The organism is Streptomyces sp. NPDC048383 (genome assembly GCF_040651775.1).
GTDB lineage: Bacteria > Actinomycetota > Actinomycetes > Streptomycetales > Streptomycetaceae > Streptomyces.
Genome location: NZ_JBEZKS010000088.1, coordinates 1 through 24,745, shown reverse-complemented (window position 1 = coordinate 24,745; position 24,745 = coordinate 1). Strand labels below are relative to the sequence as shown.

Sequence of the window (24,745 nt, the reverse complement as noted above, 5' to 3'; positions counted from 1 at the left end):
CACGCCGAGGTCCGTGTGTAGTTCCCGGAAGATGTTGTCCAGGCTGGGCGGAACCGGCTGGACGTCGGGCGCCACCGAGACCGGCGTGAGCCCGCACGGGAGCGCGGGCCGGGAATCCGGCGGGAGCCGGCAGCGGGTGTGGGCGGTCAGCGACGCGGCGCGGCGAAGGCGCTGCAGACGCGCAGCAGGTCGATGTGGAGGCGCCGGGTCAGCCACCAGCGCCGCAGGGTGCGTGCCCCCGCGCCGGGTGTGCCGGTCGTCTCCACCGCTCGCATGTCACCTGCTCCTCGGGGCCCGGGCATAACCTGCCCGTGGCGGGCGCTGACGGCAATGGCCGTCCCCCGCAGTCTCCTGGCGTCGTGCGGGAACCGTCAAGAAGGCGGACACCGCCACCGGACTCCGACGGAAGGATCCCCGCACCCCATGCCGACCGACAACTCCCCCTCCCCGCTGGACAATCCGGTCTGGGCGGCCCTGACCGGAACGCACCGCCCCTTCGCCCAGTTCGCCGGGTCCGACCCCGACGACCCCGCCGCCGGCGGCGGACTGGCCGCCCGCTACCTCCCCGACGCGAACCCGTTCTCGGCGCTCGCGGACCCGGACGACCCCCGTTCCTGGGCGGCGCTGGCCGAGTTGGCCGGTCCCGGCGAGGTCGTGTGGCTGACCGGGCTGCCGACCCCGCCGCCGGGCTGGGAGACCGTCGCGTCGATACCGGGCGTACAGATGGACGGCCGGGCGGTGCCCGCCGAGTCCGCGCCCGAGGCGGTGCGGCTCGGGCCGGCCGACGTCCCCGAGATGCTGGAGCTGGTCCGGCTGACCGAGCCGGGGCCGTTCCTGCCGCGCACCGTGGAGCTGGGCGCCTACTTCGGGATCCGGCACGAGGGCCGGCTCGTGGCCATGGCGGGCGAACGCATGCGGCCGCCCGGTTGGGCGGAGATCAGCGCGGTGTGCACGCACCCCGAGCACCGCGGCAGGGGCCTGGCGGGGCGCCTGGTCCGGGCGGTCGCGGCCGTCGTACGGGAACGCGGGGACAACCCCTTCCTGCACGCGGCCGCGGCGAACACCGGGGCCGTGCGGTTGTACCGGTCGATGGGCTTCGTCCTGCGCCGCGAGCCGGTCTTCGTCGGGCTGCGCACGCCGGACTCCCCCGCCCCCCCGGGATCCGGAAACGAAGCCTTAACACGGCCTTCATTGAGTGCCGTGACGCCCTGGCATAGCGTCGACGGGACGGGAGCGTGGGCGGCGGACGAGCGGCCGGGGCGGTGAACACCCAGCGGATCAGAGGCCGTTCCTTCGCCCGCCCCGCTCCCGTACTCCCCTCGCCCGATACGGCCCGACCCGTACGCGGGTCCAGGGCGGCGCCGGCGGACGTCAGGGTTCGGCGCCGGCCGGCTCGATTGTCCGGCGTCCCCCGGGAGCGGGTTTCAGTGGGTTCCGAGTGGTCACACGCGGAAGGACAACCCACGGAAAGGAAACCCCGCCATGAACGACGTCCAGCAGTTGCCCGGATCCACGCACCACAACTGGGACTGGCAGTCCCGCGCCGCCTGTCGGGAGCTGGGGTCCGCCCCGTTCTTCCATCCGGCGGGCGAGCGCGGCGAGGAGCGCGAAGTGCGGGACGAGGCCGCGAAGCGGATCTGCGGCACCTGCCCGGTACGGGCCGCCTGCCTGGAGCACGCGCTGCAGACCCGCGAACCGTTCGGCGTGTGGGGCGGCCTGACGGAGGAGGAGCGCCGCGCCCTGCTCGGCCGCCCCGCCCGCCCCTCCCTCGTGTGAGCCTGTGAACCGTGTGAGTCACGCGAGCCCTGTAAGCCGTGTGACCTCGGTGAGCCGTGTCACCCCTGTTGGCTATATGAGCCCTGTGAGCCGTGTGACCCCTGTGATGTGTGCGAGCCACGCGACCCGCGCGACCTACGGATGCGCCCGGTCCCAGGCGCGGGCGAACAGCTCGTGCACCGGCACCGGCGGCAACAACCGCAGCAGCGGGGCGTGCAGGTCCTTCAGCGCGGCCGAGGCCCGGTGGTCCGCCAGTTTGGCGGTCTCCAGCGGAAGGTGCGGGGCCTTGAGATCCGTCCACCGCCCCGGCAGGAACACCGTACGGCCCGCTCGGGCCCGCTTGGCCGTCTCCACCGCCCCCGTCGCCACCAGCTCCGCCTGCGCGGCCTTGTGTCGGGCGGCCGTCCAGCTGTTCCAGCGGCGGACGTTGCGGTCGGTGGGACGGGCGAGAGCGAGCAACTGGAGATACAGGGCCGCGGCGTCCGCGCCGGTCCCGAGGGTCCGCGCCGCCCGCGCGACCAGATCGGGAGCGCTCAGCACCGGATCGTTCTCGTAGCCGCCCGGCGGTACGGGCGTGGTGGCGGCCCGGTCGGCGAGCCTGCCGAGTCCGTCGAGCAGCCCGTGCAGCGCCCGCAGGTCCGTCAGCAGCCAGGACCGGTCCACGCCGGCCGCCAGCCGTTCCGCCCGTTCCAGTCGCTGCGGTGACGTGAGGGCCAGGGGCCGGACGAAGGTGCTTCCGGCGGGTACGGCGACCACGAACAGCCCGTCGTCGACGGCCGTGGAGACCTCGCTGACGTGCTCGCCCAGCGGGTGCGGGCACGGCAGCACCGGGCCGCGGTACGGGGTGAACAGCGGGTCGGCGGCGGCCGTCCGGGCCAGGTCGGTGAAGCTGCCCAGGGGGACGAGCGCGTCGGGGCCGTCGAGGTGGGTGCGCAGCCGCTCGTACAGGGCGAGCGCGCCCTTGGCGGCCGGGTCGGCGACGGGGCGTTCCGTCAGGGCCCAGGTGATGACGGAGGCGGCCGTGCGGTGGGCGGGTTCGCGGGGCTCCACTTCCCTGCCGGCCGTCCCGTCGGGGCCGGCGTGGTGCAGGCCGAGGCCGCCGACGCGGGTGCCGACGAGGACGTATCCGGCCTCGCCGAAGGGCTCGGCGGCGGGGGCCCGGCCGGCGGGCAGGCTGCGGGCCCAGCCGTCGCCGAGGCCCAGCTCCGCGTCCAGCGCGGCGGCGAGCTCCTCGTCGGCGTGTTCCTCGGCGCCGAGCAGCTCGATCCAGGCGGCGGCCATCCGGGCGGCCGCCGCGACGACCCCCTGCGGTTCCCACAGCTCGGCGGGGTCGCCGGGCACGCCGGCCGCGAGGACCGTGCGCCGCCCGGTGTCGCCGAGCCGGCGGCACAGGGCGTCGTACTGCTCGATCAGGGGCTTCTTGAGCTTGTACGGGGCTCCGCCGAGCAGGGTCAGGTGGGGGCCGTGGTCCTCGCGGCCCGGGAACCCGGCGAGGACGAGGGTCGCGACGGCCGCCCGTACGCCGGTCGGGCGGGCGAAGGCGTCCGCCGCGGCGGGCGGGACCCGGAGCGGACCGCGGCCGGCGAGGAGTTCCAGGAAGCGGGGCAGGCGGCCACCGTCGTCCTCGGTGACGGTGGAGGTCCGGCAATCCTCGGCGCCCTCGGGCGCCGGATCGGTGGCGCGCTGGAGGAACCGGGCCGTCCCGTTGCGGACGGCTCCGGAGGCCAGGGTGTGCCCGGCGGCGCGGTGGGCGGCCAGGGCGGCCGGGGCGGCCCGGCCGGTGCGCCAGGCGCCGCCCGCCTCGGCGAAGGGCTGGCCGCTCCAGGTCGCCAGCAGGGCGGCGAGGGCCTCCCGTTCTTCGGCCGGGGTCGTGTCGACGGCGGCCCGCCACGCGACGGCTCCGATGCCGCCGACCAGGACCTCCCAGTCGTCGGGGTCGGCGGGCCGGGCGAGGGCGCGGGTGTCGTCGTCGATCTCCCCGCGCAGGTGGCGGCCGTCGGCGGCGACCGCGGTGAGCAGCGCGGGCTGCGGCTGCGGCGCGGGTCCCTGGTAGCGGCGGTGCTCGGCGAGCAGTCCGTACAGGGCGGGCGTCAGGACGGTGTCGGGGATCTCGGCGGACAGCGTGACGGCGGGTTCGGCGCGCATCACGGCGACGCGCCGGGCCAGTTCGCGGCGGCGGCGCAGGACGTCGGCGGCGAGTCGGGCGGCGCGGGCCACGCCTTCGGCGACGCGGGGTTCGAGGCGGCCGGGCAGGGCGGGCGCCGGCTCGTCGCGCAGGGCCGCGTCGAGCAGGGCCCGTACGGCGGTGTCCTCGACGGCGCGCAGGGTCTTGGAGGAGGCTTCGTCGCGCGGGGTGAGGAAGTGCCAGAAGGCGGGCGGCGGGACGGGGCCGGCCGCGTCGCCGAAGCCGGGGGTGCGGCGCCGGTCGGAGCCGGGGAAGCCCTGGACCTGCCACAGCAGCGAGTTGTCCTCGGCGGCGTGCACGCGGACGGTTTCCTGGCCGACGAGCACGGCGTCCTCCCCGGCCTCGGGCATCCGGACGATCGCCCAGGGCCGCAGGCCGAAGCGGGCGGTGCGGTAGTGCGCGCTCCGGCCGTCGACGCCTTCGAGGACGAACTCCCGGGGTGACGGGCCCGGGTGGGGGGTGCGGTTGAGGACGCGGAAGCCGACGAGGGCGCCGTCCTGGCCGAGGGGCGAGGCGGGGGCGTCCGGGGGCAGGGCGGCGAGGGTCTGGAGGTCGCCGAAGAGTTCGGTGCCGGGCGGCGGGGCGGTCGCGGTGTGGAAGGCGGGCGGGACGCGGTCGGCGGTCCGGGCGCCGGTGGCGGGGTCGAGGCGGGCCCAGCCGTTCCAGCCCTTGAAGGTGTCCGAGCCCCAGAAGCGCCGGCCGTCGCTCATCAGGACGTCGGCGGAGCCGATGCCGCTGCGGTCGCCGGGGCGCAGGACGCGGGTCCCGTCGTGGCGGCCGGCGCCGTCGGGGGTGGCGAAGTGGTAGCCGAGGCCGCCCTGGATCATGCCGCCGTAGCGGCGCAGGCCGAGCTTGTCCTCGGGTTCGAAGACCTCGTCGGGGCGCTCGACCCAGCAGGCGTGCTCGCCGAAGTCGCCCCGGGGGGTGGTGCTCCAGGCGAGGAGGAACTCTCCGCCCACGTGGTGCACGGTGTGCGAGGTCGCGTCGTCGGGGAGGCGGAAGGCGCAGCGGTGGCGGGCGCCGGCGTGGTCGACGGTGACGGCCCGGTCGGGCCCGTAAACGGTGAGCAGGGGCCAGGTACTGGTGACTCCGGTGACCCGGTCGGGCCCGCCGAGTTCCCGGACGGCGTCCTCCAGGGCGGGCCAGCCCCATTCCTCGGGGAGTCCGGCCCGCAGCGCGCGGGCGAGGGGGCCGGTCAGGTCCAGGGCGGCGAGGGCTTCGTCGATGCCGTCGAGGGCGCGGGCGGTGGGCCGGTCGAGCAGGGTGCGCAGTTCGTCCACGGCTTCGTCGGCGGCCGCGAGGCCGCCGCCGCGCAGGGCCGTGAGCAGGGTCTCGACGCGGCCGTGGACCTCGGCGGCGATGCCGGGGTTGTGCGGGAGCCGGGTGATGGCGCTACCGGCGGTGCGCAGGGCGGCGTGGACGGTGCCTTCCAGGCGGGGGCCGAAGACCGGGTCGGCGGCGAGGGCCTTGAGGTCGCGCCGCGGGGCCCGGGGGCCCGCCGCCGGGCCGGGGTCGCGGAACACCAGCTCGACGGCGGCGCCGGGGTCCTCCACGGGAAGCCCCTCGGCGAGGCAGGCGTCCAGCAGTTCGGCGTCCAGGCCGGGCCACCGGTAGCGGTCCTCGTGGAGGCGCAGGGGGATGGCGGCGGCGCGCAGCCGGGGGGCGAAGCGGGTCAGCAGCTCGAACAGTTCGGGGGGCATGGGCTGCCTCATGACGCCTCCGCCGCCGGCGGGGCGGTGGGAGTAGCGGCGGGTGAACCGCCCGAACCAGGCGGCGAACCCGCCCTCGGGGGTGACGCGTCCGGCGGTGGCGGCGTCGGCGGCGCCGCAGGCGAGCAGGAGCCGCAGCCAGCCGGAGGCGTCGCCGCGGGTCTCGGGGAACAGGTCGAGGAGCCGGGCGTTGACCTCGTCGGTCGGGGGGTGCGCGGCGAGCAGGTCCCGGGCGGCGTCGAGGAGCCGGTCGGGGACGTCCTTGCCGCGGGTGGCGCCGAGGACGAGGCCGAGCACCCGGGCCTCCTCGGCGGGGTCCGCTCCGGCGCCGCGGGCGGAGAGCCGGACGCGGCGGGCCAGGTCCGCGGGGAGCGCGGCGGGCGAGGCGGCCCAGGCGGTGAGGACGCGTACGTACTCCTCGTGCGCGGCGGGGCCGTCCAGGGTGGCGGCGAGCCAGGCCTGGTGGCCGCTGAGCTCGGTGGCGGGCAGGGCGCCGGCGCGGGCGAAGAGGAGCAGGTTGGCGCGGTGGTGGTCGGGGTCGACGGGGAGCCCGTGGGTGCGCTCGGCGGTGCGGGCCGAGGCGTAGGCGCGGGCGGCTGAGCGCGTATGCCAGTCGATGAGCCGGTGGCCGATGGTGTCCCAGAACCACGGCAGGTGGGCGGGGTCCAGGTCCCGCACGCGCCGTTCCAGGCCGTCCAGGAAGCGGCCGGGCTTCTCGTGGGCGACGTGGAAGCCGCCGAGTGCCTCGTCGAGCAGCGCGACGGCCGCGGCCCGGGCCGCCGGGTCGTGCGCACGGACCCAGTCGGTGTAGAGGACCGAGGTGCGCGGAAGGGCCGGCAGCGGGATCTGGATCTTCATGCGGTCGATCCTGACACGGCCCGGTGACAGGCCCCCGGCCCGAGGGGGCGGGGCCGCCGGCGGCGGATCAGGCCGGGGCGCCCGAGGTGAAGCGGCGCAGCAGCGGGGAGAGGACGAGGACGGACTTGGTGCGTTCCACGAAGGGTTCGCCCGCGATGCGCTCCAGGACGCGCTCGAAGTGCCTCATGTCGGAGGCGAAGACCTGGACGAGGGCGTCCGCGTCGCCGGTGACGGTCGACGCGGACACCACCTCGGGATACCGCGCCAACCCCCGCCGGATGTCGTCCGGCGAGGTGTTGTGGCGACAGTAGATCTCGATGAAGCCCTCGGTCTCCCAGCCCATCGCGGCGGGGTCCACGCGGACCGTGAAGCCGGTGATGGCTCCTTCGGCCCGCAGCCGGTCCACGCGGCGTTTCACGGCGGGGGCGGAGAGTCCGACCTCGGAGCCGATGTCCGCGTAGGAACGGCGGGCGTCCTCGGCGAGGGCGTGCACGATGCGTTCGTCGAGATCGTTCAGTCGCACTGCGGGTGGATCACTTCTCTGCTGTGGCCAGTCGGGAGCGGCGGATGCCGTACAGGAAGTAGACCACGAGGCCCACGGCCATCCAGCCACCGAAGACGACCCACGTCGGGGTGTCCAGGCTGAACATCATGTAGCCGCAGGTGAGCAGGCCGAGGATGGGGGTGACGGGGAACAGCGCCACCTTGAACGTGCGCGGCATGTCGGGGCGGGTGAAGCGCAGGATGACGACGGCGACGTTGACGAGGCCGAAGGCGAAGAGCGTGCCGATGCTGGTGGCGTCGGCGAGCTTGCCCAGTGGGATGAAGGCGGCCAGCGTCCCGCAGAACAGGGAGACGATCACCACGTTGGCGCGGGGGGCGCCGGTCTTCGGGTGGATCTTCGCGAAGGCCTTGGGGACGAGGCCGTCGCGGGACATCGCGAAGAGGATGCGGGTCTGGCCGTAGAGCACGGCGAAGACGACGGAGGCGATGGCCACGACGGCGCCGGCGGCGAGGACGACACCCCAGAAGGTGTGGCCGGAGACGTCGGTCATGATCTGGGCGAGCGCGGCCTCGGTGCCCTTGAAGTCCTGCCAGGGCATGGCGCCGACGGCGACGAAGGCGACGAGGACGTAGAGCACGGTGACGATCAGCAGCGAGAGCATGATCGCGCGGGGCAGGTCGCGCTTGGGGTTCTTGGCCTCTTCACCGGCGGTGGAGGCGGCGTCGAAGCCGATGTACGAGAAGAACAGCGTGGCCGCGCCGGCGCTGATGCCGGTGATGCCGAGCGGGGCGAGGGGGGCGTAGTTGCCGGCCTTGATGCCCAGGAAGCCGATGCCGATGAAGAGCAGCAGGGTGACGATCTTCACCGCGACCATGATCGTGTTGATCCGGGCGCTCTCCTTGGCGCCGCGCATCAGGAAGACCATGGCGAGCAGGACCACGACCAGCGCGGGCAGGTTGATGAACCCGCCCTCACCGAGGGGCGCCGAGACCGCCTCGGGGATGGTGACGCCTATCGTGCCGTCGAGGAGTTCGTTGAGGTACTCGCCCCAGCCGACGGCGACCGCCGCGACGGACACGCCGTACTCCAGGATCAGGCACCAGCCGCAGACCCAGGCGACGAGCTCGCCCATGGTGGCGTACGAGTACGAGTACGAGGACCCGGAGACCGGCACCGATCCGGCCAGCTCCGCGTAGGACAGGGCGGAGAAGAGCGCGGTCAGGCCCGCGATGACGAAGGAGATCGTCACGGCCGGGCCGGCCTTGGGCGCGGCGCTGCCGAGGACGACGAAGATGCCGGTGCCCAGGGTGGCGCCGATGCTGATCATCGTCAGCTGCCACATGGTGAGGGAGCGGCGCAGCGAGCCGCCCTCGCCCTGACCGCTCTCGGCGACCAGCTGCTCGACCGGCTTGCGGCGCAGCAAAGGATGGGCAGGCTTGCGCGGCTCGGAGGTGAGCGGTGGCGCCTGGCCGGTTTCGAGCACGGGGGGACTCCTTCGATGCTGCGGGTGACACTGCGGGTGGGGATTCAGGCGTCGACCGCAGCGGTCCGGAGCAGGAGCAGGCCGACGGAAAGCCGGCCTGGGCATGGGGACCGCCGAGCGGGCGGTCCACGCCACTCCACGTACAGCGAGTGAGCCTACGAGCTGAGAGATACCGCCCGTAATGCACCATCCTTGCACATTGGCGAACGATCGTTGCGCGGATCTGTCCGGGATGGTCCTTTGTTGCGCGCGGATGATCGATCACTGCGTGGGGGCCTCCGACCGGCTTTCTTGACACCTCGTCAGGTCTGTCGGAACGTGCCGCCCAGGCGCACCCGCGCCGACACCGCCGACCCTCCCCCGGGGGTCGGAACCGGCCACCGCGGGGTACGGGTCAAGCGGTGACGCCGACGACACCCGAAGGGAGCGGACCGCAGGGACCGGAGCGGCCCGGGATCCCGCACCCCTTCCCGTACCCGTACCCGTACCCGTACCCGTACCCGTATCCGTATCCGTATCCGTATCCGCACCCACACCCGTACCCGACGACCGGAGGCGAAGAGTGAGCGAACCGAGCCCGGGCCCCGACGCCCCGTGGCAGGACCCCGGGCCCTTCTTGCGCGGGGTCGCCTGGCTGGACAAGGGGCGGCCCGTGCGCGCCGACCCGGCGGACACCATGCGGCTGCCCTGGGACACCGGCGAGCGGGCCACGCTCCCCATAGGGGTGCGCCTGGAGTTCACCGCCGGCACCGCGCACGCCGTGGAGGTCCGCTACCGGGCGACCGTGCCCGGCCCCACCGACGCGCTGCGCGACCTCGCGCACGGCTTCGCCCTGTGGAACCGGCACGGACTGCTCGGCGAGGTCTTCACCGAGCCGGCCGCGGAGTCCGTCGTACGCCTCGAACTCCCGCGCGGCGCGGGCCCCTTCACCCTGCATCCGCCCGAGGCACAGTCCCCGCTGATCCTCGGCCTGCGGGGCATCGGGGGCCCGCTCGCGCCCGCCCCCGCCGCCCCGCGCTGGGTCGTCCACGGCGACTCCATCACCGAGGGCTGGTGGTCCACCCGCCCCGCCCACGGCTGGCCGGCGGTCACCGGTCGCGCCCTCGGCTGGGACACCGTCAACCTCGGGTACGCGGGGGCCGCGCGCGGCGAACTCGCCACCGCCGAGCAGCTCTCCGCGATCCCGGCCGACGTCCTGACCCTCGCCTTCGGCACCAACTGCTGGTCCCGGGTGCCCTACTCGGCCCCGTTGCTCTACGAGACCACCCGCGCGTTCCTCGACCTCATCCGCCAGGGCCACCCCCGGACTCCGCTGCTGCTCGTCTCGCCCCTGCTGCGCCCCGACGCCGAACGCACCCCGAACCGCCTCGGCGCCACCCTGGGCGCCCTGCGCGACGCGATGGAGCGGGCCACCCGCGAACGGATCGCCGCCGGGGACGGCCGGCTGGCCCTGCTCGCGGGCCGTGACCTGCTGGGACCCGAGCACCTCGCGGACGGCCTGCACCCCAACGACACCGGACACCAGGTCCTCGGCCTCGCTGTGGTCACGGCCCTGCGGCGCGCCGGGTTCGACGGGGGGTGAGTGAAACAGCTCATACGGATCGAGCTGAACGGATCCCTCCCCCCGTCCCGTGTCCTTCGCAAGTTGCCGGGGTCCGGCGACGGACACCGGCAGACACGACACGTGGGAGAGATCAACATGGGCATCAAGCGCGGAACTTCCCTGGCTGCGGTCGCGATCGTCGTCACCCTCGCGGCGACGGCCTGCGGCGGTACCCGGGCGGCCGACAACACGAAGCCCGCCGGAGCCGCCGCCGCGGCCCCGGCTCCCGCGTCCGACCCGTACGGCGACCCGCAGCCCGCGCAGGATGCCCCGAACGAGCCCAAGCCCGCCGGACAGCTGAACTCCGCCACCACCGAGCAGCTCGGCGCCGTCCTCACCGACAGCGCCGGGTTCACCCTCTACCGCTTCGACAAGGACACCGCCAAGCCGCCGACCGCCAACTGCGACGGCGACTGCGCCAAGACCTGGCCGGTGGTCGCCGCCGGCGACGTCACCGCCGCCGCCGGCATGGACGCCTCCGTGCTCGGCGAGGTGGTCCGCAAGGACGGCGGCAAGCAGCTGACGGTGGGCGGCTGGCCCGCGTACCGCTTCGCCAAGGACACCAAGCCGGGCGACCTGAACGGGCAGGGCGTCGGCGGCACCTGGTTCGCCCTCGCCCCCGACGGCAAGAAGGCCGCGAAGGGCGCCGCCGGCGCCTCCCCGGCTCCCGCCCCGGCCGCCGCCTCCGGCGCCCTGACCGTCGCCAAGGACCCCAAGCTCGGTGACCACATCGTCGACGGCAAGGGCATGACGGTCTACCGCTTCAAGCCGGACACCGCCTGGCCGATGGTCTCCAAGTGCACCGGCGACTGCCTCGCCAAGTGGCCGGCGGTCCCCCCGGTCGAGAAGGGCAACGCCAAGGGCATCGTCGAGAAGAACTACCTGGTCCTCGACCGCCCGGACGGCGTGAAGCAGCAGACCGTCGACTGCTGGCCCGTCTACACCTTCACCGGTGACAAGAACCCCGGTGACACCAACGGGCAGGGCGTCGGCGGTACCTGGTACGCCGTCTCCCCCGACGGCAAGCTCATCACCGTCAAGTAGCCCGCCCCGGACCGCGCGGCCCCCGCCCCCCTCCCCCCTGGGCCGGGGCCGCGCACCGTTCTCCACCGGGACGGGAGCCCGCGCGGGGCACGGTCCTGAGCGGGGGCCCGGCCGTAGAATCGGCGCATGCTGCGCGCCCTGGCCGTCGACGACGAGAAGCCCCTGCTGGAGGAACTCCTCTACCTGCTGCGCTCGGACCCCCGGGTGAGCAGCGCGGAGGGCGCGTCCGACGCCACCGAGGCGCTGCGCCGCATCACCCGGGCACTGGAGAGCGGCCCGGAGGGCCCCGACGGCATCGACGTGGTGTTCCTGGACATCCAGATGGCCGGCCTGACCGGCCTGGACATCGCCCGGCTGCTGGCCGGCTTCGCCCGACCGCCGCTGATCGTGTTCGTCACCGCCCACGAGGGCTTCGCCGTCCAGGCCTTCGACCTCAAGGCCATCGACTACGTGCTCAAGCCGGTGCGCCCCGAGCGGCTCGCGGAGGCCGTCCGCCGGGCCCGCGCCCAGCTCGGCGACCCCGCTCCGGCGGGGGACCCCACGACCCGCCCGGCGCTCCAGGAGCCCGCCGCCGCCCACGCCGGACCACCCTCCGGACCGCCGACCGCCGCCGGGCCGCGCGGGCCGGCCCCGGAGTCGACCGGCCCCGACCACACCCCGGACCACATCGCCGTCGAACTGGGCGGGGTCACCCGGTTCGTGGCCATCGCGGACATCGCCCACGTCGAGGCCCAGGGCGACTACGCCCGGCTGCACACCGACGGCGCCAGCCACCTCGTGCGGATCCCGCTGTCCACGCTGGAGGAACGGTGGGCGGCCCGGGGCTTCGTACGGATCCACCGGCGGCACCTGGTGGCGCTGGGCCGGATCGACGAACTGCGCCTGGACTCGGGCACCACCAGCGTCCGCGTCGGGTCGGCGGAGCTCCAGGTCAGCCGGCGGCACGCGCGCGAACTGCGCGACCTGCTGCTGCGCCGGGCGACCGGCTGACCCGCTCCCCCGGCAGGCCCCCGGCCCGGGCGGGAGGTCCGCCGGCCGTCCGCCGGGGCGCGTCCCGTCCGTACGGGGTGCGCGTCCCGTCCCTGTCGCCCGGCGCGGGCCGGTACATAGACTCCGGTCACCCTCCCCCGTCGAAGGACAACCGGTGAACCAGACCTACGCGCTGACCGCGGTCACCGTCGTCGTCCTGGTCACCGTCCTCGTCGGGGCGCTGGGGCTGCGGATATCGCGGACCACCTCGGACTTCTACGTCGCCTCGCGCACCGTGGGCCCCCGTCTCAACGCGGCGGCCATCAGCGGGGAGTACCTCTCCGCCGCCTCCTTCCTAGGCGTCGCGGGGCTGGTGCTGCTCCAGGGGCCGGAGATGCTCTGGTACCCCGTCGGGTACACGGCCGGCTACCTGGTGCTGCTGGTGCTGGTCGCGGCCCCGCTACGACGCTCGGGCGCCTACACCCTGCCCGACTTCGCCGAGGACCGGCTCCAGTCGCGGACGGTGCGGCGGATCGCGGTGCTGTTCGTGCTCGGCGTCGGCTGGCTGTACCTGCTCCCGCAGTTGCAGGGCGCCGGGCTCACCCTGGAGATCCTCACCGGCGCCCCGCACTGGGCGGGCGGGGTCGTCGTCGCCCTCGTGGTGACGGCGGCCGTCGCCGCGGGCGGCATGCGCAGCATCACCTTCGTCCAGGCCTTCCAGTACTGGCTCAAGCTGACCGCCCTGCTGGTGCCCGCGTTCTTCCTGATCGCCGCCTGGGCCGGGGACGGCGCGCCGCGCGCCTCCTTCGACGCCCCCGCGGTGTTCCGCGAGCACGCCTCCGTCACGCTCGCCGAGGACGTCCGGCTGTCGCTGGACGCGCCGCTGACCGTGACGGTGACGGGCCGGATCGACGGGACCGCGTACGCGACGGCCCCGGTCGCCCTGTCGGCCGGCGGGCACACCGCCGAGGCCGGCACCCGGTTGGAGTTCGTCCCGGGCGACGTGGTTCCCGGCGCCCGCGCGGGCACCGACACCGGCGCCGCGCCCGGCTGGTCGGCGCCGCTGTCCGGGGACCGGCGCGAGCTCCGGCTGTACGCCACGTACGGGCTGATCCTGGCCACGTTCCTCGGCACGATGGGCCTGCCGCACGTCGCGGTGCGCTTCTACACCAGCCCGGACGGGCGGGCCGCGCGGCGCACCACCCTGGTCGTGCTCGCCCTGCTCGGGGTGTTCTACCTGCTGCCGCAGGTGTACGGGGCGCTGGGCCGGATCTACGCGCCCGAACTGGCCCTGACCGGGGACGCGGACGCGGCGGTGCTGGTGCTGCCCGAGCGGATGCTGGGCGGGCTGCTCGGCGAGTTGTCGGGGGCGCTGCTGGCCGGCGGCGCGTTCGCGGCGTTCCTGTCGACGGCCTCGGGGCTGACCATGGCCGTGGCCGGGGTCCTGCACCAGGACGTGCTGCCGCGCCGCGGGGTGGGGACGTTCCGCCTGGCCGTGGTCGTCGCGATGGCGGTGCCGCTGGCCGGCTCGGTGGCGGCCACCCCGGTACCGGTCGCGGACGCGGTGGGGCTCGCCTTCGCCGTGTCGGCGTCCTCGTTCTGCCCGCTGCTCGTGCTGGGCATCTGGTGGCGGGGACTGACCCCGCCGGGCGCGGTCGCCGGACTGCTCGTCGGGGGCGGCGCGGCGTTGGGCGCGGTCCTGGCGACCCGGGTCGGGCTGGCCCCGACCGGGTGGGCGCACGCCCTGTTGGCCTGGCCGGCGATGTGGTCGGTGCCGCTCGGGTTCCTCACCATGGTGGGGGTGTCCCTGGCGACGCGGTCGCGGATCCCGGCCGGGACGGCGGCGTCGTTGGCCCGGCTGCACCTGCCGGAGGCCGTGGCCGTGGACCGGACGACGGGGGGTGGGCGGTGACCGGGGCGGTACTCGCGGCGCTGGCCGCGGCGGGCGGGGCGCTGCTCCTGGGCCTGGGCTGGGTCGCGGGCCGTCGGCACGCGGTGCGCGGGGAGCGGGCGGTCGGGCTGGATCTGGGCACGCCCGTCGAGCGGGCCACCTTCCACACCCTGCACACCGCGTCGTTGGCCGCGCCCCCGCTGCGCGCCGGCCTCACGGAGGACGCCGCCCGCAAGGCCGCGCGGCGGCTGCGTTCCCTGCTCGGTACGGAGGCCCTGTGCCTGACGGACCGGGAGTCGGTGCTGGCCTGGGACGGTCCGGGCGCCGACCACCACGAGCGGCGGGCGATGGACCGGGTCGCGCAGGTGCTGGAGTCGGGGCGCAGCCAGAGCGTGCGGACGGACTGCGAGCGGCCGGACTGCCCGCTGAAGTGGGCGGTGTTCGCGCCGCTGACCGGTGAGGACGGGATGCTGGGGGCGCTCGTCGCCTACGGGTCGCGGGAGTCGGCGGTGCTGGTGCGGGCCGCGACGGAGGTGGCGCGCTGGGTGTCGGTACAGCTGGAGCTGTCGGAGCTGGACCGGGCGCGGACCCGTCTGATGGAGGCGGAGATCAAGGCGCTGCGGGCGCAGATCTCCCCGCACTTCATCTTCAACTCCCTCGCCGCGATCGCCTCGTTCGTCCGGACGGATCCGGAGCGGGCCCGGGAACTGCTGCTGGAGTTCGCGGACTTCACCCGCTACTCCTTCCGCCGGCACGGGGACTTCACGACGCTGGCCGACGAACTGCGTTCGACCGAGCAGTACCTGGCGCTGGCGGGCGCCCGCTTCGGGGACCGGCTGAAGGTCACCTTGCAGGTGGCGCCGGAGGTGCTGCCGGTGGCGCTGCCGTTCCTGTGCGTCCAGCCGCTGGTGGAGAACGCCGTGAAGCACGGGCTGGAGAACACCACCGGGGAGTGCCGGATCATGATCGCCGCCCGGGACGCGGGCTCGGAGGCGGTCCTGACCATCGAGGACAACGGCGTCGGGATGGATCCGGACCTGTTGCGCCGGATCCTGGCCGGGCAGTGCCCCGGCCCGGTCGGGATCGGGTTGCCCAACGTCGACGAGCGGATGCGGCAGGTCTACGGGGACGACTACGGGCTCGTCATCGAGACGGCCGTCGGCGCCGGCATGAAGATCACCGTACGCATCCCCAAGTACCGCGCGGGCGTGCACAGTTCGGTCCGCCGCGGCCCCGCCTGACCCGAGCGCGCCGGCCCGGCTGGAGTACGCCGGTGGCCCCGGTCCCGCCCCTCGCGGGGGTGGGACCGGGGCCACGGTGGGACTAGCTCCAGCTGGCGTGGAGCGGCTTGCCCTCGGCGTAGCCGGCCGCGGACTGGATGCCGACGACGGCGTTCTCCTCGAACTCCGCGAGGGAGCCGGCACCGGCGTAGGTGCAGGAGGAACGGACACCGGCGATGATCGAGTCGATCAGGTCCTCGACGCCCGGGCGGGTCGGGTCGAGGAACATGCGCGAGGTGGAGATGCCCTCCTCGAACAGCGCCTTGCGGGCGCGGTCGTAGGCGGACTCCTCGGAGGTGCGGTTGCGCACGGCGCGGGCCGAGGCCATGCCGAAGGACTCCTTGTAGAAGCGCCCGTCGGCGGACTGCTGGAGGTCGCCCGGGGACTCGTACGTACCGGCGAACCAGGAGCCGATCATGACGTTGGACGCGCCGGCGGCCAGGGCCATCGCCACGTCGCGCGGGTGACGGACGCCGCCGTCGGCCCAGACGTGCTTGCCGTACTTCTTCGCCTCGGCGGCGCACTCCAGGACCGCGGAGAACTGCGGGCGGCCCACGCCGGTCATCATGCGGGTGGTGCACATGGCGCCGGGGCCCACACCGACCTTGATGATGTCGGCGCCGGCCTCGATGAGGTCCTTGACGCCCTCGGCGGCCACGATGTTGCCGGCGACGATCGGGACCTGCGGGTCAAGGGCGCGGACGGCCTTGATCGCGTTGATCATCGATTCCTGGTGGCCGTGCGCGGTGTCGATGACGATGGTGTCCGCGCCGGCGTCGAGCAGTTGCTTGGCCTTGGCGACGAAGTCGCCGTTGATGCCGACGGCGGCGGCGATGCGCAGCTTGCCGTTCGCGTCGGTGGCCGGGGTGTAGAGGGTGGCGCGCAGGGCGCCCTTGCGGGTGAGGATGCCGACCAGCTTGCCGTCCTTGTCGACGGCCGGGGCCAGCTTGCGGTGGCCCGCGTCGAGCTGGTTGAAGGCGTCGCGGGGGTCCATGTCGGCGTCGATGAGCAGCAGCTCCTTCGACATGACCTCGGAGAGCTGGGTGAAGCGGTCGACGCCGGTCAGGTCGTGGTCGGTGACGACGCCGAGCGGGCGACCCTCGGCGTCGACGACGACGCCGGCGCCGTGGGCGCGCTTGGGCAGCAGGGAGATCGCGTCGGCGACGGTCTGGGTGGGTGCCAGCGTGATCGGGGTGTCGAGCACGAGGTGGCGGGTCTTCACCCAGGAGATGACGTCGGTGACGACCTCGATCGGGATGTCCTGCGGGATGACGACGATCCCGCCGCGCCGGGCGACGGTCTCGGCCATCCGGCGGCCCGCGATGGCGGTCATGTTGGCCACGACCAGGGGGATGGTGGTGCCGGTTCCGTCGGGCGAGGACAGGTCGACGCCCTGGCGGGAACCGACCGCGGAGCGGCTCGGCACCATGAACACATCGTCGTACGTCAGGTCGTACGGCGGCTTCAGGTCATTGAGGAAACGCACGTGCTGAACATCCCAGTCGTTCGAAGGATCCTTCTATGGCCTCGACAGGGCAGTCGAGGAAACGCACGTACTTCATTCTCCCATGACCGGGGGTTCACGCCGCCCGGGCCGATCGTCCAGGACATTCCGGACCGGCTGGTCCTTTCCTACGGGACCTTGGTCCCGCGCCCCCGGATCCTGCGATCGAGGGAGCACCGGATCCACCGTGAGCACCCGCCGGCGGGTGTCCGCGCGCCCTCCGGATGTCCGGGCCCGCATGATCCGGGGGTCCACCGGGCACCCATGGTCCACCGGTCCGCAGGGGTGTCCGGAACCACCGGCACACGGGGAGATGCGCACACCATGACCATCACCGTCGAGTACATCCGCTACCGGATCGCCCCGGACGACCAGGAGGCGTTCGAGCAGGCGTACGCCCGGGGGGCCGAGGCCCTGGCGGCGGCGCCCGAGTGCGTGGACTACGAGTTGGCCCGCTGCGAGGAGGAACCGGAGCGCTACGTCCTGCGCATCCGCTGGACGTCGATCGACGCCCACTTGAACGGCTTCCGCAAGGGCGAGCACTTCCCCGCGTTCTTCAGCGCGATCCGTCCGTACGTCGCGGCCATCGAGGAGATGCAGCACTACCGCGTGACCGGGGTGGCGGGCCCGGGGAAGGCCGCCGGGCCGTCCTGAGCGGCCCACCCACGCTCCCGGTGGGGAGGCACCGCGCGAGGTCGCACCCACTCCCCCGCGCGCCTCCCGCCCGGTCGTCAGCTTCCGGTGTCGGCGCGGCGCGCGCGGCCCGGGGCGGTCGTCGCGGGTCCCGCGAGCAGCACGGTGAGGGGCGGGCGGCCGTCGTCGCCCTGCCGCCAGAAGTCGACGGCCTCCTCCAGGACCTCCCGCAGGGTCTCCCAGTCCGCCGGGCGGGCTTCGGCGTACTCGCGCCAGGACGTGACGACGAGCAGCCGGCCGGGGGCGGCCGGCAGCCAGGAGAGGTCGCTCAGCACGTCGGCGAGGGCGTCCCAGTTGGCGCCGAACCATTCGGGGGCCCGCAGCGCGCGTCCGCAGCGGCGCATGAGGGCAGTCTTGCTCCGGACGCCCTCCAGGTCGAGCCGTACGGTCGCCCAGCCCGCCTCCTCGGCGGCCGCGAGGGCGGGGGCGAGCGGCTGCGGGTCCAGGCTCATCGGAGAACCGCCTTGAAGGTCTCGTAGTGGTCGTCCGTGTAGTAGAACTCCCCGCCCTGCCCCGTCACGATCCGCCGGGCCCCGCGGTCCCGTTCGCCCGGTGTCCTCACGGTGAACTCGCGGTAGTAACCGCGCTTCTGCTTCGGCAGGACCTTCTCGAAGTTCCCGAAGACGGTGTCGTCCTGCCGGTACGCGTACGGCCCGCCCTCGTCGATCAGGGCGAGCACCTCGCGCGCCTGTTGCGGCAAGGCGTCGGCGCGTACGGTCGCCATCCCGTCGGCCCACCCGGGCAGCGCGGAACGTCCCGTGGGCTTGCCGCCGGAGGAGACCTCTGCGGTGGCGGGCGGGGCCGGGGCGGATTCACCGCCGCAGCCCACCACACCGGCCGACGCGACACAGAGGAACAACATCCCCAGTACGCGCAGCAGTGATCGGGGCACGCTCCGAAAGATCATGCGCCGATCGTGCCAAATATCCGATTCGCTCGCGAATCGCCCGGTCGCGTCAGAGAGCGGCCATCTTGGTGTACGGACTCAGGACGCGGCACTGGATCGAACCGAAGTCGACGAGAACGGCGATTCCCTCCTCAACACCGACGACACGGCCGAGGCCGTGCTCGTCGTGAGTCACCCGGTCGCCGACGCTGAACTGCCGGAGCGGCGGTTCCACGGGGGCCTTGAACGGGCTGGACGGCAAATGGCGGCGAGGTACTGCGGACTTAGTCATTGAATCCAGTATGCGCCCCCGGGGGCGCCTCGCGGTCCGCTGTTCGGGTCTCGATTCCGGCACCATCCCGATCACACGACCGGGAACGGGGAGCGGCCGGCCCCGTCAGTCGTCGGGGTCGGCCCGGTCCAGCGCCGGACGGAGCCCGGGAGCGGACTCCGTCAGCAGGTAGTCGGCGACCGCGGTGTCCGTAACGAGGCTGGTCACCAGGCCCGAACGGAGGACGGCGCCGATGGCGGACGCCTTGCGCAGGCCGCCCGCGATGGCCACGACCTCGGGGATCCGGCGGAGCCGGTCCGCCTCAACGGTGATGCACCGCTCGCCCAGGTCCCGGCCCACCCGGCGCCCGTCGGCGTCGAACAGATGGGCGGACATTTCGGCCGCGACACCCAGCGAGGCGTAGTGCGCCCGCTCCTCGTCCGTCAGCATGTCGTGGACGGTCGAAATGCCGGGCTCCCAGGAGCCGATCGACACGGCCGCGACGGTCACCTTGTCGAAGTACTCGAAGGCCCGCGCGATCCCGGTCTGACCGCGCAGCGCGGCCGCCGTCGCGGGGTCGGGCAGCAGCATCGGCGCGTAGATGGGGTGCGCGTCGCCGCCGGAGACCTGCGCGGCCCTGCGCACGGCCTCCACGGAGCCGCGCTCGGCGGTCCCCGCGTCGTACACGCCGGTCAGCTGCACGACGGTGCAGGGCGGCAGCCGGTGCAGCGAGGCGGCCATGTGGATGGTGGAGCGCCCCCACGCCAGCCCGAGCACGTCGCCCTCGTTGACCAGCTCGCCCAGCAGGTCGGCCGCGACCGCGCCGAGGTTCTCCGGGTCCGGGGCGTCCTCGGTGGCGTCGGCCGGCGATTCCACCACGACGGCGTGCCGCAGTCCGTACCGGGCGCGGAGCGCGTCGGAGCGCTCCGCGTCCAGTTCCGCCGGCACCCGGATCTCGATGCGCACGAGGTCGCGTTCGAGGGCGGTCTCCAGGACCCGGGCCACCTTGAAGCGGCTCACGCCGAACTCCTCGGCGATCTGGATCTTGGACTTGCCCTCCAGGTAGAAGCGACGCGCCATGGCCGCCGCCTGCACCAGCTCCGCGGGTCCCATCCGCAGGGCTGACCGTCCCGCCGACATTGCAGACACCGCGTTCTCCTCACTGCTGTTCACACTGTCGTGTTCACACTCTCGACTCGCCGTTCATCCTGTCAGATCCGACGGCCGTTGATCAGCCTGGACGGCTTCCGTTCACCGAGCTGTTCACCCACGCTCGACTCAGTGGTCGCAACCCCATGGTGCGGCGGCGATCGCCGCGCCCGCCTGCTCGCGCAGGGTGCGCACCGCGGCGGCGGGATCGACCGCTCCGTAGACCGCGCTGCCGGCCACGAACACGTCCGCGCCGGCCTCCGCGACCCGCTCGATCGTCGAGGCCGAGACCCCGCCGTCCACCTGGAGCCACAGGTCCAGACCGTGCTTGGCGATGAGCTCGCGGGTGCGGCGCACCTTGGGCAGCATGATGTCCAGGAACGACTGCCCGCCGAAGCCCGGTTCGACCGTCATGATCAGCACCATGTCGAGCTCGGGGAGGATGTCCTCGTACTGTTCGATCGGGGTGCCCGGCTTGAGCGCCATCGCGGCCCGGGCGCCCATGGCCCGGATCTCGCGCGCGAGGCGCACCGGCGCGGCGGCGGCCTCGGCGTGGAAGGTCACCGATCCGGCGCCGGCCTCCACGTACTGCGGGGCCCAGCGGTCCGGGTCCTCGATCATGAGGTGCAGGTCGAGCGGGATGTCCGTGGCGCGGCTGAGCGACTCCACGATCGGCACGCCCAGGGTCAGGTTCGGGACGAAGTGGTTGTCCATGACGTCGACGTGCAACCAGTCGGCCCCCTCGACGGCCCTCGCCTCCTCGGCGAGGCGGGCGAAGTCGGCGGACAGGATGCTGGGATTGATCTGAACGGCCATGCCCCCAAGCCTGCCATGCCCTCGGCCACTTCCGGCCACGGCCCCGGAACTCTTCGTCGTGATGGCCACGCTCAAGTGATCATGAATCAATTCCCACTTGCCGTTCGGCGTGACGCCGCCCGACCCTGTGTCCATGGACGACGGCTACGAACTCTCCACCGACCCCGACCGGCTCGACCTCGACGCGGTCCACCACTGGCTCTCCACCGACGCGTTCTGGGCGCTGGGGCGCAGTCGGGACACCGTCGAACGATCGGTGCGCGGCTCCCTCAACTTCGGCGCCTACGACGCCTCGGGCGCCCAGGTCGGCTACGCCCGCGTCGTCACCGACCTGGCCACCTTCGCCTGGCTCTGCGACGTCTACGTGGCCCCCGCGCACCGCGGCCGGGGCCTCGGCACCCGGCTGGCCGGCGCCGTGCGCGACCACCTCGCCCCGTACGCGCTCACGCGCGTCCTGCTCTCCACCCTCGACGCCCACGAGGTCTACGCGAAGGTCGGCTTCGTCCCCTTCCCGGACCCCGAGAAGTTGATGGTCTGGACCCCGGAGAAAACCGCGAGCCATCCGGAGCCCCTTCCGCCGGCCCGTTCCTGAACGACCCGGACGCGCCGTGCCCGGTCGGGGCCCCGGCCCACTGGACGCCCGTCCACCGAGCGGGCGCCCCGGCCCCGCCGACGGCTACGCCGTACGGCGCAGCAGCGCCAGGTACATGGCGTCCGTGCCGTGCAGGTGCGGCCACAGTTGGACGTCCGGGCCGTCGCCCAGCGCCGGTACGCCCGACATGTACGGGCGGGCGTCGATCAGTTCGGCCGCCACCGGCACCGCCGCGGCGCCCCGGCCCTTCAGGACGTCCTCCACGACCACCCGGGTCTCCGCCAGGTGCGGGGAGCAGGTGGCGTAGCCGACGACGCCGCCCACCCGCACCGCGGCCAAGGCCTGCCGCAGCAGCCCGCGCTGGAGCGGCGCGAAGCCCTCCAGGTCCTCGGGGCGTCGCCGCCAGCGGGCTTCCGGGCGGCGCCGGAGCGCGCCCAGACCGGAGCAGGGGACGTCCACCAGGACCCGGTCGAAGGAGCCCGGCAGCCACGGGGGCCGCGTGCCGTCGGCCGCGATGACCTGGTACGGCCCGGGGTTGCCGGCCAGCGCCTGCCCGACGAGCCGCGCCCGGTGCGGCTGCTTCTCGGAGGCCAGCAGGAACGCCCCGCGCCGCGCGGCCAGCGCGCCCAGCAGGGCCGCCTTGCCGCCCGGGCCGGCGCAGCCGTCGAGCCAGCGCGCGTCGCGGCCCTCGACCGGCACCGCCGCCAGGGCCATCGCCACCAGCTGGCTGCCCTCGTCCTGCACTCCGGCGCGCCCGTCGCGGACCGCCTCCAGCGCGCCCGGCTCGCCGCCCTCCGCCATCCGGACGGCGTACGGGGACCAGCGGCCCGGCAGCGCCGAGTCCTCGCCGACCGCCTCCAGCAGTTCCTCGGGGGTGGACCGGCCTGGCCGGGCCACCAACGTCACCTCGGGGCGCTCATTGTCGGCTTCGAGGAGGTCCTCGATCCCGGCGCGCCCGCCGCCCAGCGCGTCCCACAAGGCGCTGACGACCCAGCGGGGGTGGGAGTGGTACACGGCGAGGTGTTCCTCGGCGTCGTCCTCGTACGGCGGGGCCACCCGCTCCAGCCAGCCGTCCAGGTCGTGCGCGGAGATCTTGCGCAGCACCGCGTTCACGAACTTGGCCCGGCCGTCGCCGAGGACGACCCGGGCCAGCTCCACGCTGGCCGACACGGCCGCGTGGGTGGGGATGCGCGTGCCCAGGAGCTGGTGCGCGCCGAGCGAGAGCACGTCCAGCACCGGCGGGTCCACCTCCCGCAGCGGACGGTCGATGCAGGCCTTGATCACCGCGTCGTAGGTGCCCTGGCGGCGCAGCGTCCCGTAGACGAGCTCGGTGGCCAGGGCCGCGTCACGCGCCTGGAAGCTCTCGTCCTGGCGGGCCTTGCGCAGCAGCGGGGGCAGGACGAGGTTCGCGTACGCGTCGCGCTCGTCCACCGCCCGGAGCACTTCGAAGGCCAGCATCCGGACGGGGTCCTTCTGCGGCCGGCGGTAGGGCTTGCCCGGCTTGCCGGACGGCTTGCCGTCGCCGGCGGGACGCCGGTTGGGCTGACGAGGCTGTTCGCTCACGTGAAAGGTGCTCCGGAGGTACGAGTGCTGCGAATGTGCGGTGGAGGTGCGGACGGCCGGGGCGGCCGGGGGCGCTGCGCGCGGGGCGTCACCGCCGGGTTCAGCCTACGTCGGCTCCGCCGAGGCGCTCGCCGGGCGCGATCCGCACCCCGCGCGCCCAGTCGGCGGCCTTCATCGGCTTCTTGCCCTGCGGCTGGACCCAGAGCAGCTCGACGGCGTGCGAGCCGGTGCCGACGTGAACGTTGTTCTTGGCCGGGGCCAGCACGCCGGGCGCCAGGTCCGTGCGGTCCGGCACCGGGCCGACGGAGATCAGCTTGAGCCGCTCGCCGCGGAAGACCGTCCACGCGCCCGGGGCCGGGGTGCAGCCGCGCACGACGCGGTCGACGCGCAGCGCGGGGGCGGCCCAGTCGATCCGGGCGTCCTCGACGGTGATCTTCGACGCGTGGGACACCCCGTCGGCGGGCTGCTCCACTGCGCGCAGGGTGCCGTCCTCGATGCCGTCCATGGTCGCCGCGAGCAGGCCGGCGCCGGCGAAGGCCAGTCGGGTCAGCAGATCGCCGCTGGTGTCGGTCGGGCGGACGTCCTCGGTGAGGATGCCGAAGACCGGGCCGGTGTCGAGGCCCTCCTCGATGCGGAAGGTGGAGGCGCCGGTGACCTCGTCCCCGGCCATGACGGCGTGCTGTACGGGGGCGGCCCCGCGCCAGGCGGGCAGCAGCGAGAAGTGCAGGTTGACCCAGCCGTGGCGGGGGATGTCCAGGGCGCTCTTGGGGAGCAGCGCGCCGTAGGCCACGACCGGGCAGCAGTCCGGGGCGATCTCGCGCAGCCGGGCCTGGAACTCCTCGTCGCGCGGGCGGGCGGGCCGCAGGATCTCGATGCCCGCCTCCTCCGCCCGCTGCGCGACGGGACTGGCGACCAGTCGGCGACCGCGTCCGGCGGGTGCGTCGGGCCGTGTCACGACGGCGGCGACCTCGTGCCGCCCGGAGGCGAGGAGGGCGTCCAGGGCGGGCACGGCGACTTCGGGGGTGCCTGCGAAGACCAGCTTCACTTGGGTCCTACCTCGCTATCCGGGCTGTCAGCAGCACACCAGTCTATGGGCCCCCCCGCGAGGCCGCCCACCTGCGGCCCCGAGGGGGCGTACGCGGACCCGCGCGCCCCTCGCATATGCCGACACGCCCCCAGTGCGTGACCTGGGCGCCGGGTGACGCGTTGGTCAAGAGAGATTGACCGAAACGGGCCGCGCATCAGAACGGTGTCTGCGGCCCCATCCGCTCTTCAGCACCGGTTCGAGAGGCTTCTCCATGGCCGACCACGCCACCCATGACGCCCAAGCACGGGCCAGCCTGCACCTCCTGGTGCGGGACATCGAGCGGGTTCGCCGGCAAGTGGACGCGCTGCGTACGCTCACCGCCCAGCTCGGCAACGTGTACCGCCCGCGCCGCTCCGGGCCCTCCACGGGCTTCGTCGTCTACGGCAGGGCGCCGGCACCCACCGTCCGCCTCGCGCAGGAACTCCGGGACAGCGTCGAGACGCTGGTCACCGCGGCCGTGGACTTCGACCGCTCGCTCGGATTCTCGTGGGACGCCGTGGGCTCGGCGCTCGGCGTGACCAAGCAGGCCGTCCACCGCCGCTACGGGGCCCGCCGCGCGCAGACCACCGAGGCCGCCGAGCAGCCCGCCGAGGGCACCACCACCCGGGTCCTGGGCCCGCTGCCCACGATCCCGGCGGCCCGCACGGTCCCGCCGCAGCCCGTACGCGAGGACTCCGCGGCCGGGGCCCCGACCTCGTCGGCCTCGTCGGCCGCGCCGGCCCCGCGGACCCCGGCCTTCCCCGGCCCGCGCAACGGCTGACCCGGAGTCCGCCGCCGGGTCGCCGACCCCCGACGGCCGGCCCCGATCCCGCGCCACCCGCCCCCCTCGGAAGTGCACACGGCTGATCGCCCGTCCCCCGTCACGCGAGGTCGGTGGGCCG

The 24,745-nt window shown here is 74.3% G+C and carries 22 protein-coding genes; 10 read left to right on the top strand and 12 right to left on the bottom strand.

Annotation, left to right across the window (positions count from 1 at the left end; genetic code table 11):
• Positions 1 to 146 precede the first annotated feature (146 nt).
• A complete protein-coding gene (locus tag AB0D46_RS36265; protein ID WP_362884068.1) occupies positions 147 to 275 on the bottom strand; it encodes a hypothetical protein in 129 nt (42 codons plus the stop codon).
• A gap of 148 nt (positions 276 to 423) precedes the next feature.
• Between AB0D46_RS36265 and AB0D46_RS36260 the strand changes: the two genes are divergently transcribed.
• Together AB0D46_RS36260 and AB0D46_RS36255 are read left to right on the top strand one after the other, a co-directional pair.
• On the top strand, positions 424 to 1,266 hold the full coding sequence (locus tag AB0D46_RS36260; protein WP_362884064.1) for a GNAT family N-acetyltransferase: 843 nt from the start codon (positions 424 to 426) through the stop codon (positions 1,264 to 1,266).
• Between the two features lie 216 nt (positions 1,267 to 1,482).
• Positions 1,483 to 1,776: a WhiB family transcriptional regulator gene (locus tag AB0D46_RS36255; RefSeq protein ID WP_362884063.1), complete on the top strand. Its 294-nt coding sequence runs from the start codon at positions 1,483 to 1,485 to the stop codon at positions 1,774 to 1,776.
• A 135-nt stretch (positions 1,777 to 1,911) separates the two neighbouring features.
• Here AB0D46_RS36255 and AB0D46_RS36250 read toward each other — a convergent pair whose 3' ends face one another.
• The 3 genes from AB0D46_RS36250 to AB0D46_RS36240 all read right to left on the bottom strand — a co-directional run bounded on the left by AB0D46_RS36250 (position 1,912) and on the right by AB0D46_RS36240 (position 8,516).
• Positions 1,912 to 6,528 carry a hypothetical protein gene (locus AB0D46_RS36250; protein ID WP_362884061.1) on the bottom strand — a complete coding sequence of 1,539 codons (4,617 nt, stop codon included), beginning with the start codon at positions 6,526 to 6,528 and terminating at the stop codon, positions 1,912 to 1,914.
• Positions 6,529 to 6,595: 67 nt separating this feature from the next.
• Complete coding sequence (locus AB0D46_RS36245) at positions 6,596 to 7,051, bottom strand: Lrp/AsnC family transcriptional regulator (RefSeq protein ID WP_362884059.1); 456 nt, start codon at positions 7,049 to 7,051, stop codon at positions 6,596 to 6,598.
• A 10-nt stretch (positions 7,052 to 7,061) separates the two neighbouring features.
• Positions 7,062 to 8,516: an amino acid transporter gene (locus AB0D46_RS36240; RefSeq protein ID WP_362884057.1), complete on the bottom strand. Its 1,455-nt coding sequence runs from the start codon at positions 8,514 to 8,516 to the stop codon at positions 7,062 to 7,064.
• Positions 8,517 to 9,078: 562 nt separating this feature from the next.
• Between AB0D46_RS36240 and AB0D46_RS36235 the strand changes: the two genes are divergently transcribed.
• The 5 genes from AB0D46_RS36235 to AB0D46_RS36215 all read left to right on the top strand — a co-directional run bounded on the left by AB0D46_RS36235 (position 9,079) and on the right by AB0D46_RS36215 (position 15,264).
• Positions 9,079 to 10,098 (top strand): GDSL-type esterase/lipase family protein, encoded by a 1,020-nt coding sequence (locus AB0D46_RS36235; protein WP_362884055.1) that lies wholly within the window; start codon positions 9,079 to 9,081, stop codon positions 10,096 to 10,098.
• 117 nt (positions 10,099 to 10,215) lie between these two features.
• Positions 10,216 to 11,163 carry an SCO0930 family lipoprotein gene (locus tag AB0D46_RS36230; protein WP_362884066.1) on the top strand — a complete coding sequence of 316 codons (948 nt, stop codon included), beginning with the start codon at positions 10,216 to 10,218 and terminating at the stop codon, positions 11,161 to 11,163.
• Positions 11,164 to 11,289: 126 nt separating this feature from the next.
• Positions 11,290 to 12,153: a response regulator transcription factor gene (locus tag AB0D46_RS36225; protein ID WP_362884053.1), complete on the top strand. Its 864-nt coding sequence runs from the start codon at positions 11,290 to 11,292 to the stop codon at positions 12,151 to 12,153.
• A gap of 154 nt (positions 12,154 to 12,307) precedes the next feature.
• A complete protein-coding gene (locus AB0D46_RS36220) occupies positions 12,308 to 14,044 on the top strand; it encodes a cation acetate symporter (RefSeq protein ID WP_362884051.1) in 1,737 nt (578 codons plus the stop codon).
• A complete protein-coding gene (locus AB0D46_RS36215; RefSeq protein ID WP_362884049.1) occupies positions 14,041 to 15,264 on the top strand; it encodes a histidine kinase in 1,224 nt (407 codons plus the stop codon). The genes AB0D46_RS36220 and AB0D46_RS36215 overlap by 4 nt, the downstream gene beginning before the upstream one ends.
• Before the next feature lie 82 nt (positions 15,265 to 15,346).
• Here the strand turns inward: AB0D46_RS36215 and AB0D46_RS36210 are convergent, their stop codons facing one another.
• Positions 15,347 to 16,789 carry a GuaB1 family IMP dehydrogenase-related protein gene (locus tag AB0D46_RS36210; RefSeq protein WP_362884048.1) on the bottom strand — a complete coding sequence of 481 codons (1,443 nt, stop codon included), beginning with the start codon at positions 16,787 to 16,789 and terminating at the stop codon, positions 15,347 to 15,349.
• A 342-nt stretch (positions 16,790 to 17,131) separates the two neighbouring features.
• On the opposite strand from AB0D46_RS36210, the gene AB0D46_RS36205 reads away from it, so the two are divergent.
• Entirely contained in the window at positions 17,132 to 17,461 is a 330-nt protein-coding gene (locus AB0D46_RS36205; protein ID WP_362884046.1) for an antibiotic biosynthesis monooxygenase family protein, read from the top strand.
• A gap of 77 nt (positions 17,462 to 17,538) precedes the next feature.
• Here the strand turns inward: AB0D46_RS36205 and AB0D46_RS36200 are convergent, their stop codons facing one another.
• From AB0D46_RS36200 to rpe, 5 genes are all read right to left on the bottom strand, one after another.
• Positions 17,539 to 17,952 carry a barstar family protein gene (locus AB0D46_RS36200; RefSeq protein WP_362884044.1) on the bottom strand — a complete coding sequence of 138 codons (414 nt, stop codon included), beginning with the start codon at positions 17,950 to 17,952 and terminating at the stop codon, positions 17,539 to 17,541.
• Positions 17,949 to 18,407 carry a ribonuclease domain-containing protein gene (locus AB0D46_RS36195; protein WP_362884042.1) on the bottom strand — a complete coding sequence of 153 codons (459 nt, stop codon included), beginning with the start codon at positions 18,405 to 18,407 and terminating at the stop codon, positions 17,949 to 17,951. Before AB0D46_RS36195 ends, AB0D46_RS36200 begins: the two co-directional genes overlap by 4 nt.
• Positions 18,408 to 18,456: 49 nt before the next feature.
• Positions 18,457 to 18,678 (bottom strand): CarD family transcriptional regulator, encoded by a 222-nt coding sequence (locus AB0D46_RS36190; protein WP_281205152.1) that lies wholly within the window; start codon positions 18,676 to 18,678, stop codon positions 18,457 to 18,459.
• A 105-nt stretch (positions 18,679 to 18,783) separates the two neighbouring features.
• Entirely contained in the window at positions 18,784 to 19,797 is a 1,014-nt protein-coding gene (locus tag AB0D46_RS36185) for a sugar-binding domain-containing protein (RefSeq protein ID WP_281205210.1), read from the bottom strand.
• 138 nt (positions 19,798 to 19,935) lie between these two features.
• Positions 19,936 to 20,622, bottom strand: coding sequence for a ribulose-phosphate 3-epimerase (rpe, locus tag AB0D46_RS36180; RefSeq protein ID WP_362884040.1), 687 nt, complete (start codon positions 20,620 to 20,622; stop codon positions 19,936 to 19,938).
• 133 nt (positions 20,623 to 20,755) lie between these two features.
• On the opposite strand from rpe, the gene AB0D46_RS36175 reads away from it, so the two are divergent.
• Complete coding sequence (locus AB0D46_RS36175) at positions 20,756 to 21,214, top strand: GNAT family N-acetyltransferase (RefSeq protein ID WP_362884038.1); 459 nt, start codon at positions 20,756 to 20,758, stop codon at positions 21,212 to 21,214.
• Positions 21,215 to 21,298: 84 nt separating this feature from the next.
• Here AB0D46_RS36175 and AB0D46_RS36170 read toward each other — a convergent pair whose 3' ends face one another.
• Together AB0D46_RS36170 and fmt are read right to left on the bottom strand one after the other, a co-directional pair.
• Positions 21,299 to 22,777 (bottom strand): transcription antitermination factor NusB, encoded by a 1,479-nt coding sequence (locus AB0D46_RS36170; protein ID WP_362884037.1) that lies wholly within the window; start codon positions 22,775 to 22,777, stop codon positions 21,299 to 21,301.
• A gap of 100 nt (positions 22,778 to 22,877) precedes the next feature.
• A complete protein-coding gene (gene fmt, locus AB0D46_RS36165; RefSeq protein WP_362884035.1) occupies positions 22,878 to 23,822 on the bottom strand; it encodes a methionyl-tRNA formyltransferase in 945 nt (314 codons plus the stop codon).
• A 253-nt stretch (positions 23,823 to 24,075) separates the two neighbouring features.
• Here fmt and AB0D46_RS36160 point away from each other — a divergent pair, with 253 nt between their 5' ends.
• Entirely contained in the window at positions 24,076 to 24,624 is a 549-nt protein-coding gene (locus tag AB0D46_RS36160) for a hypothetical protein (protein ID WP_362884033.1), read from the top strand.
• The last annotated feature ends 121 nt before the right edge of the window (positions 24,625 to 24,745 follow it).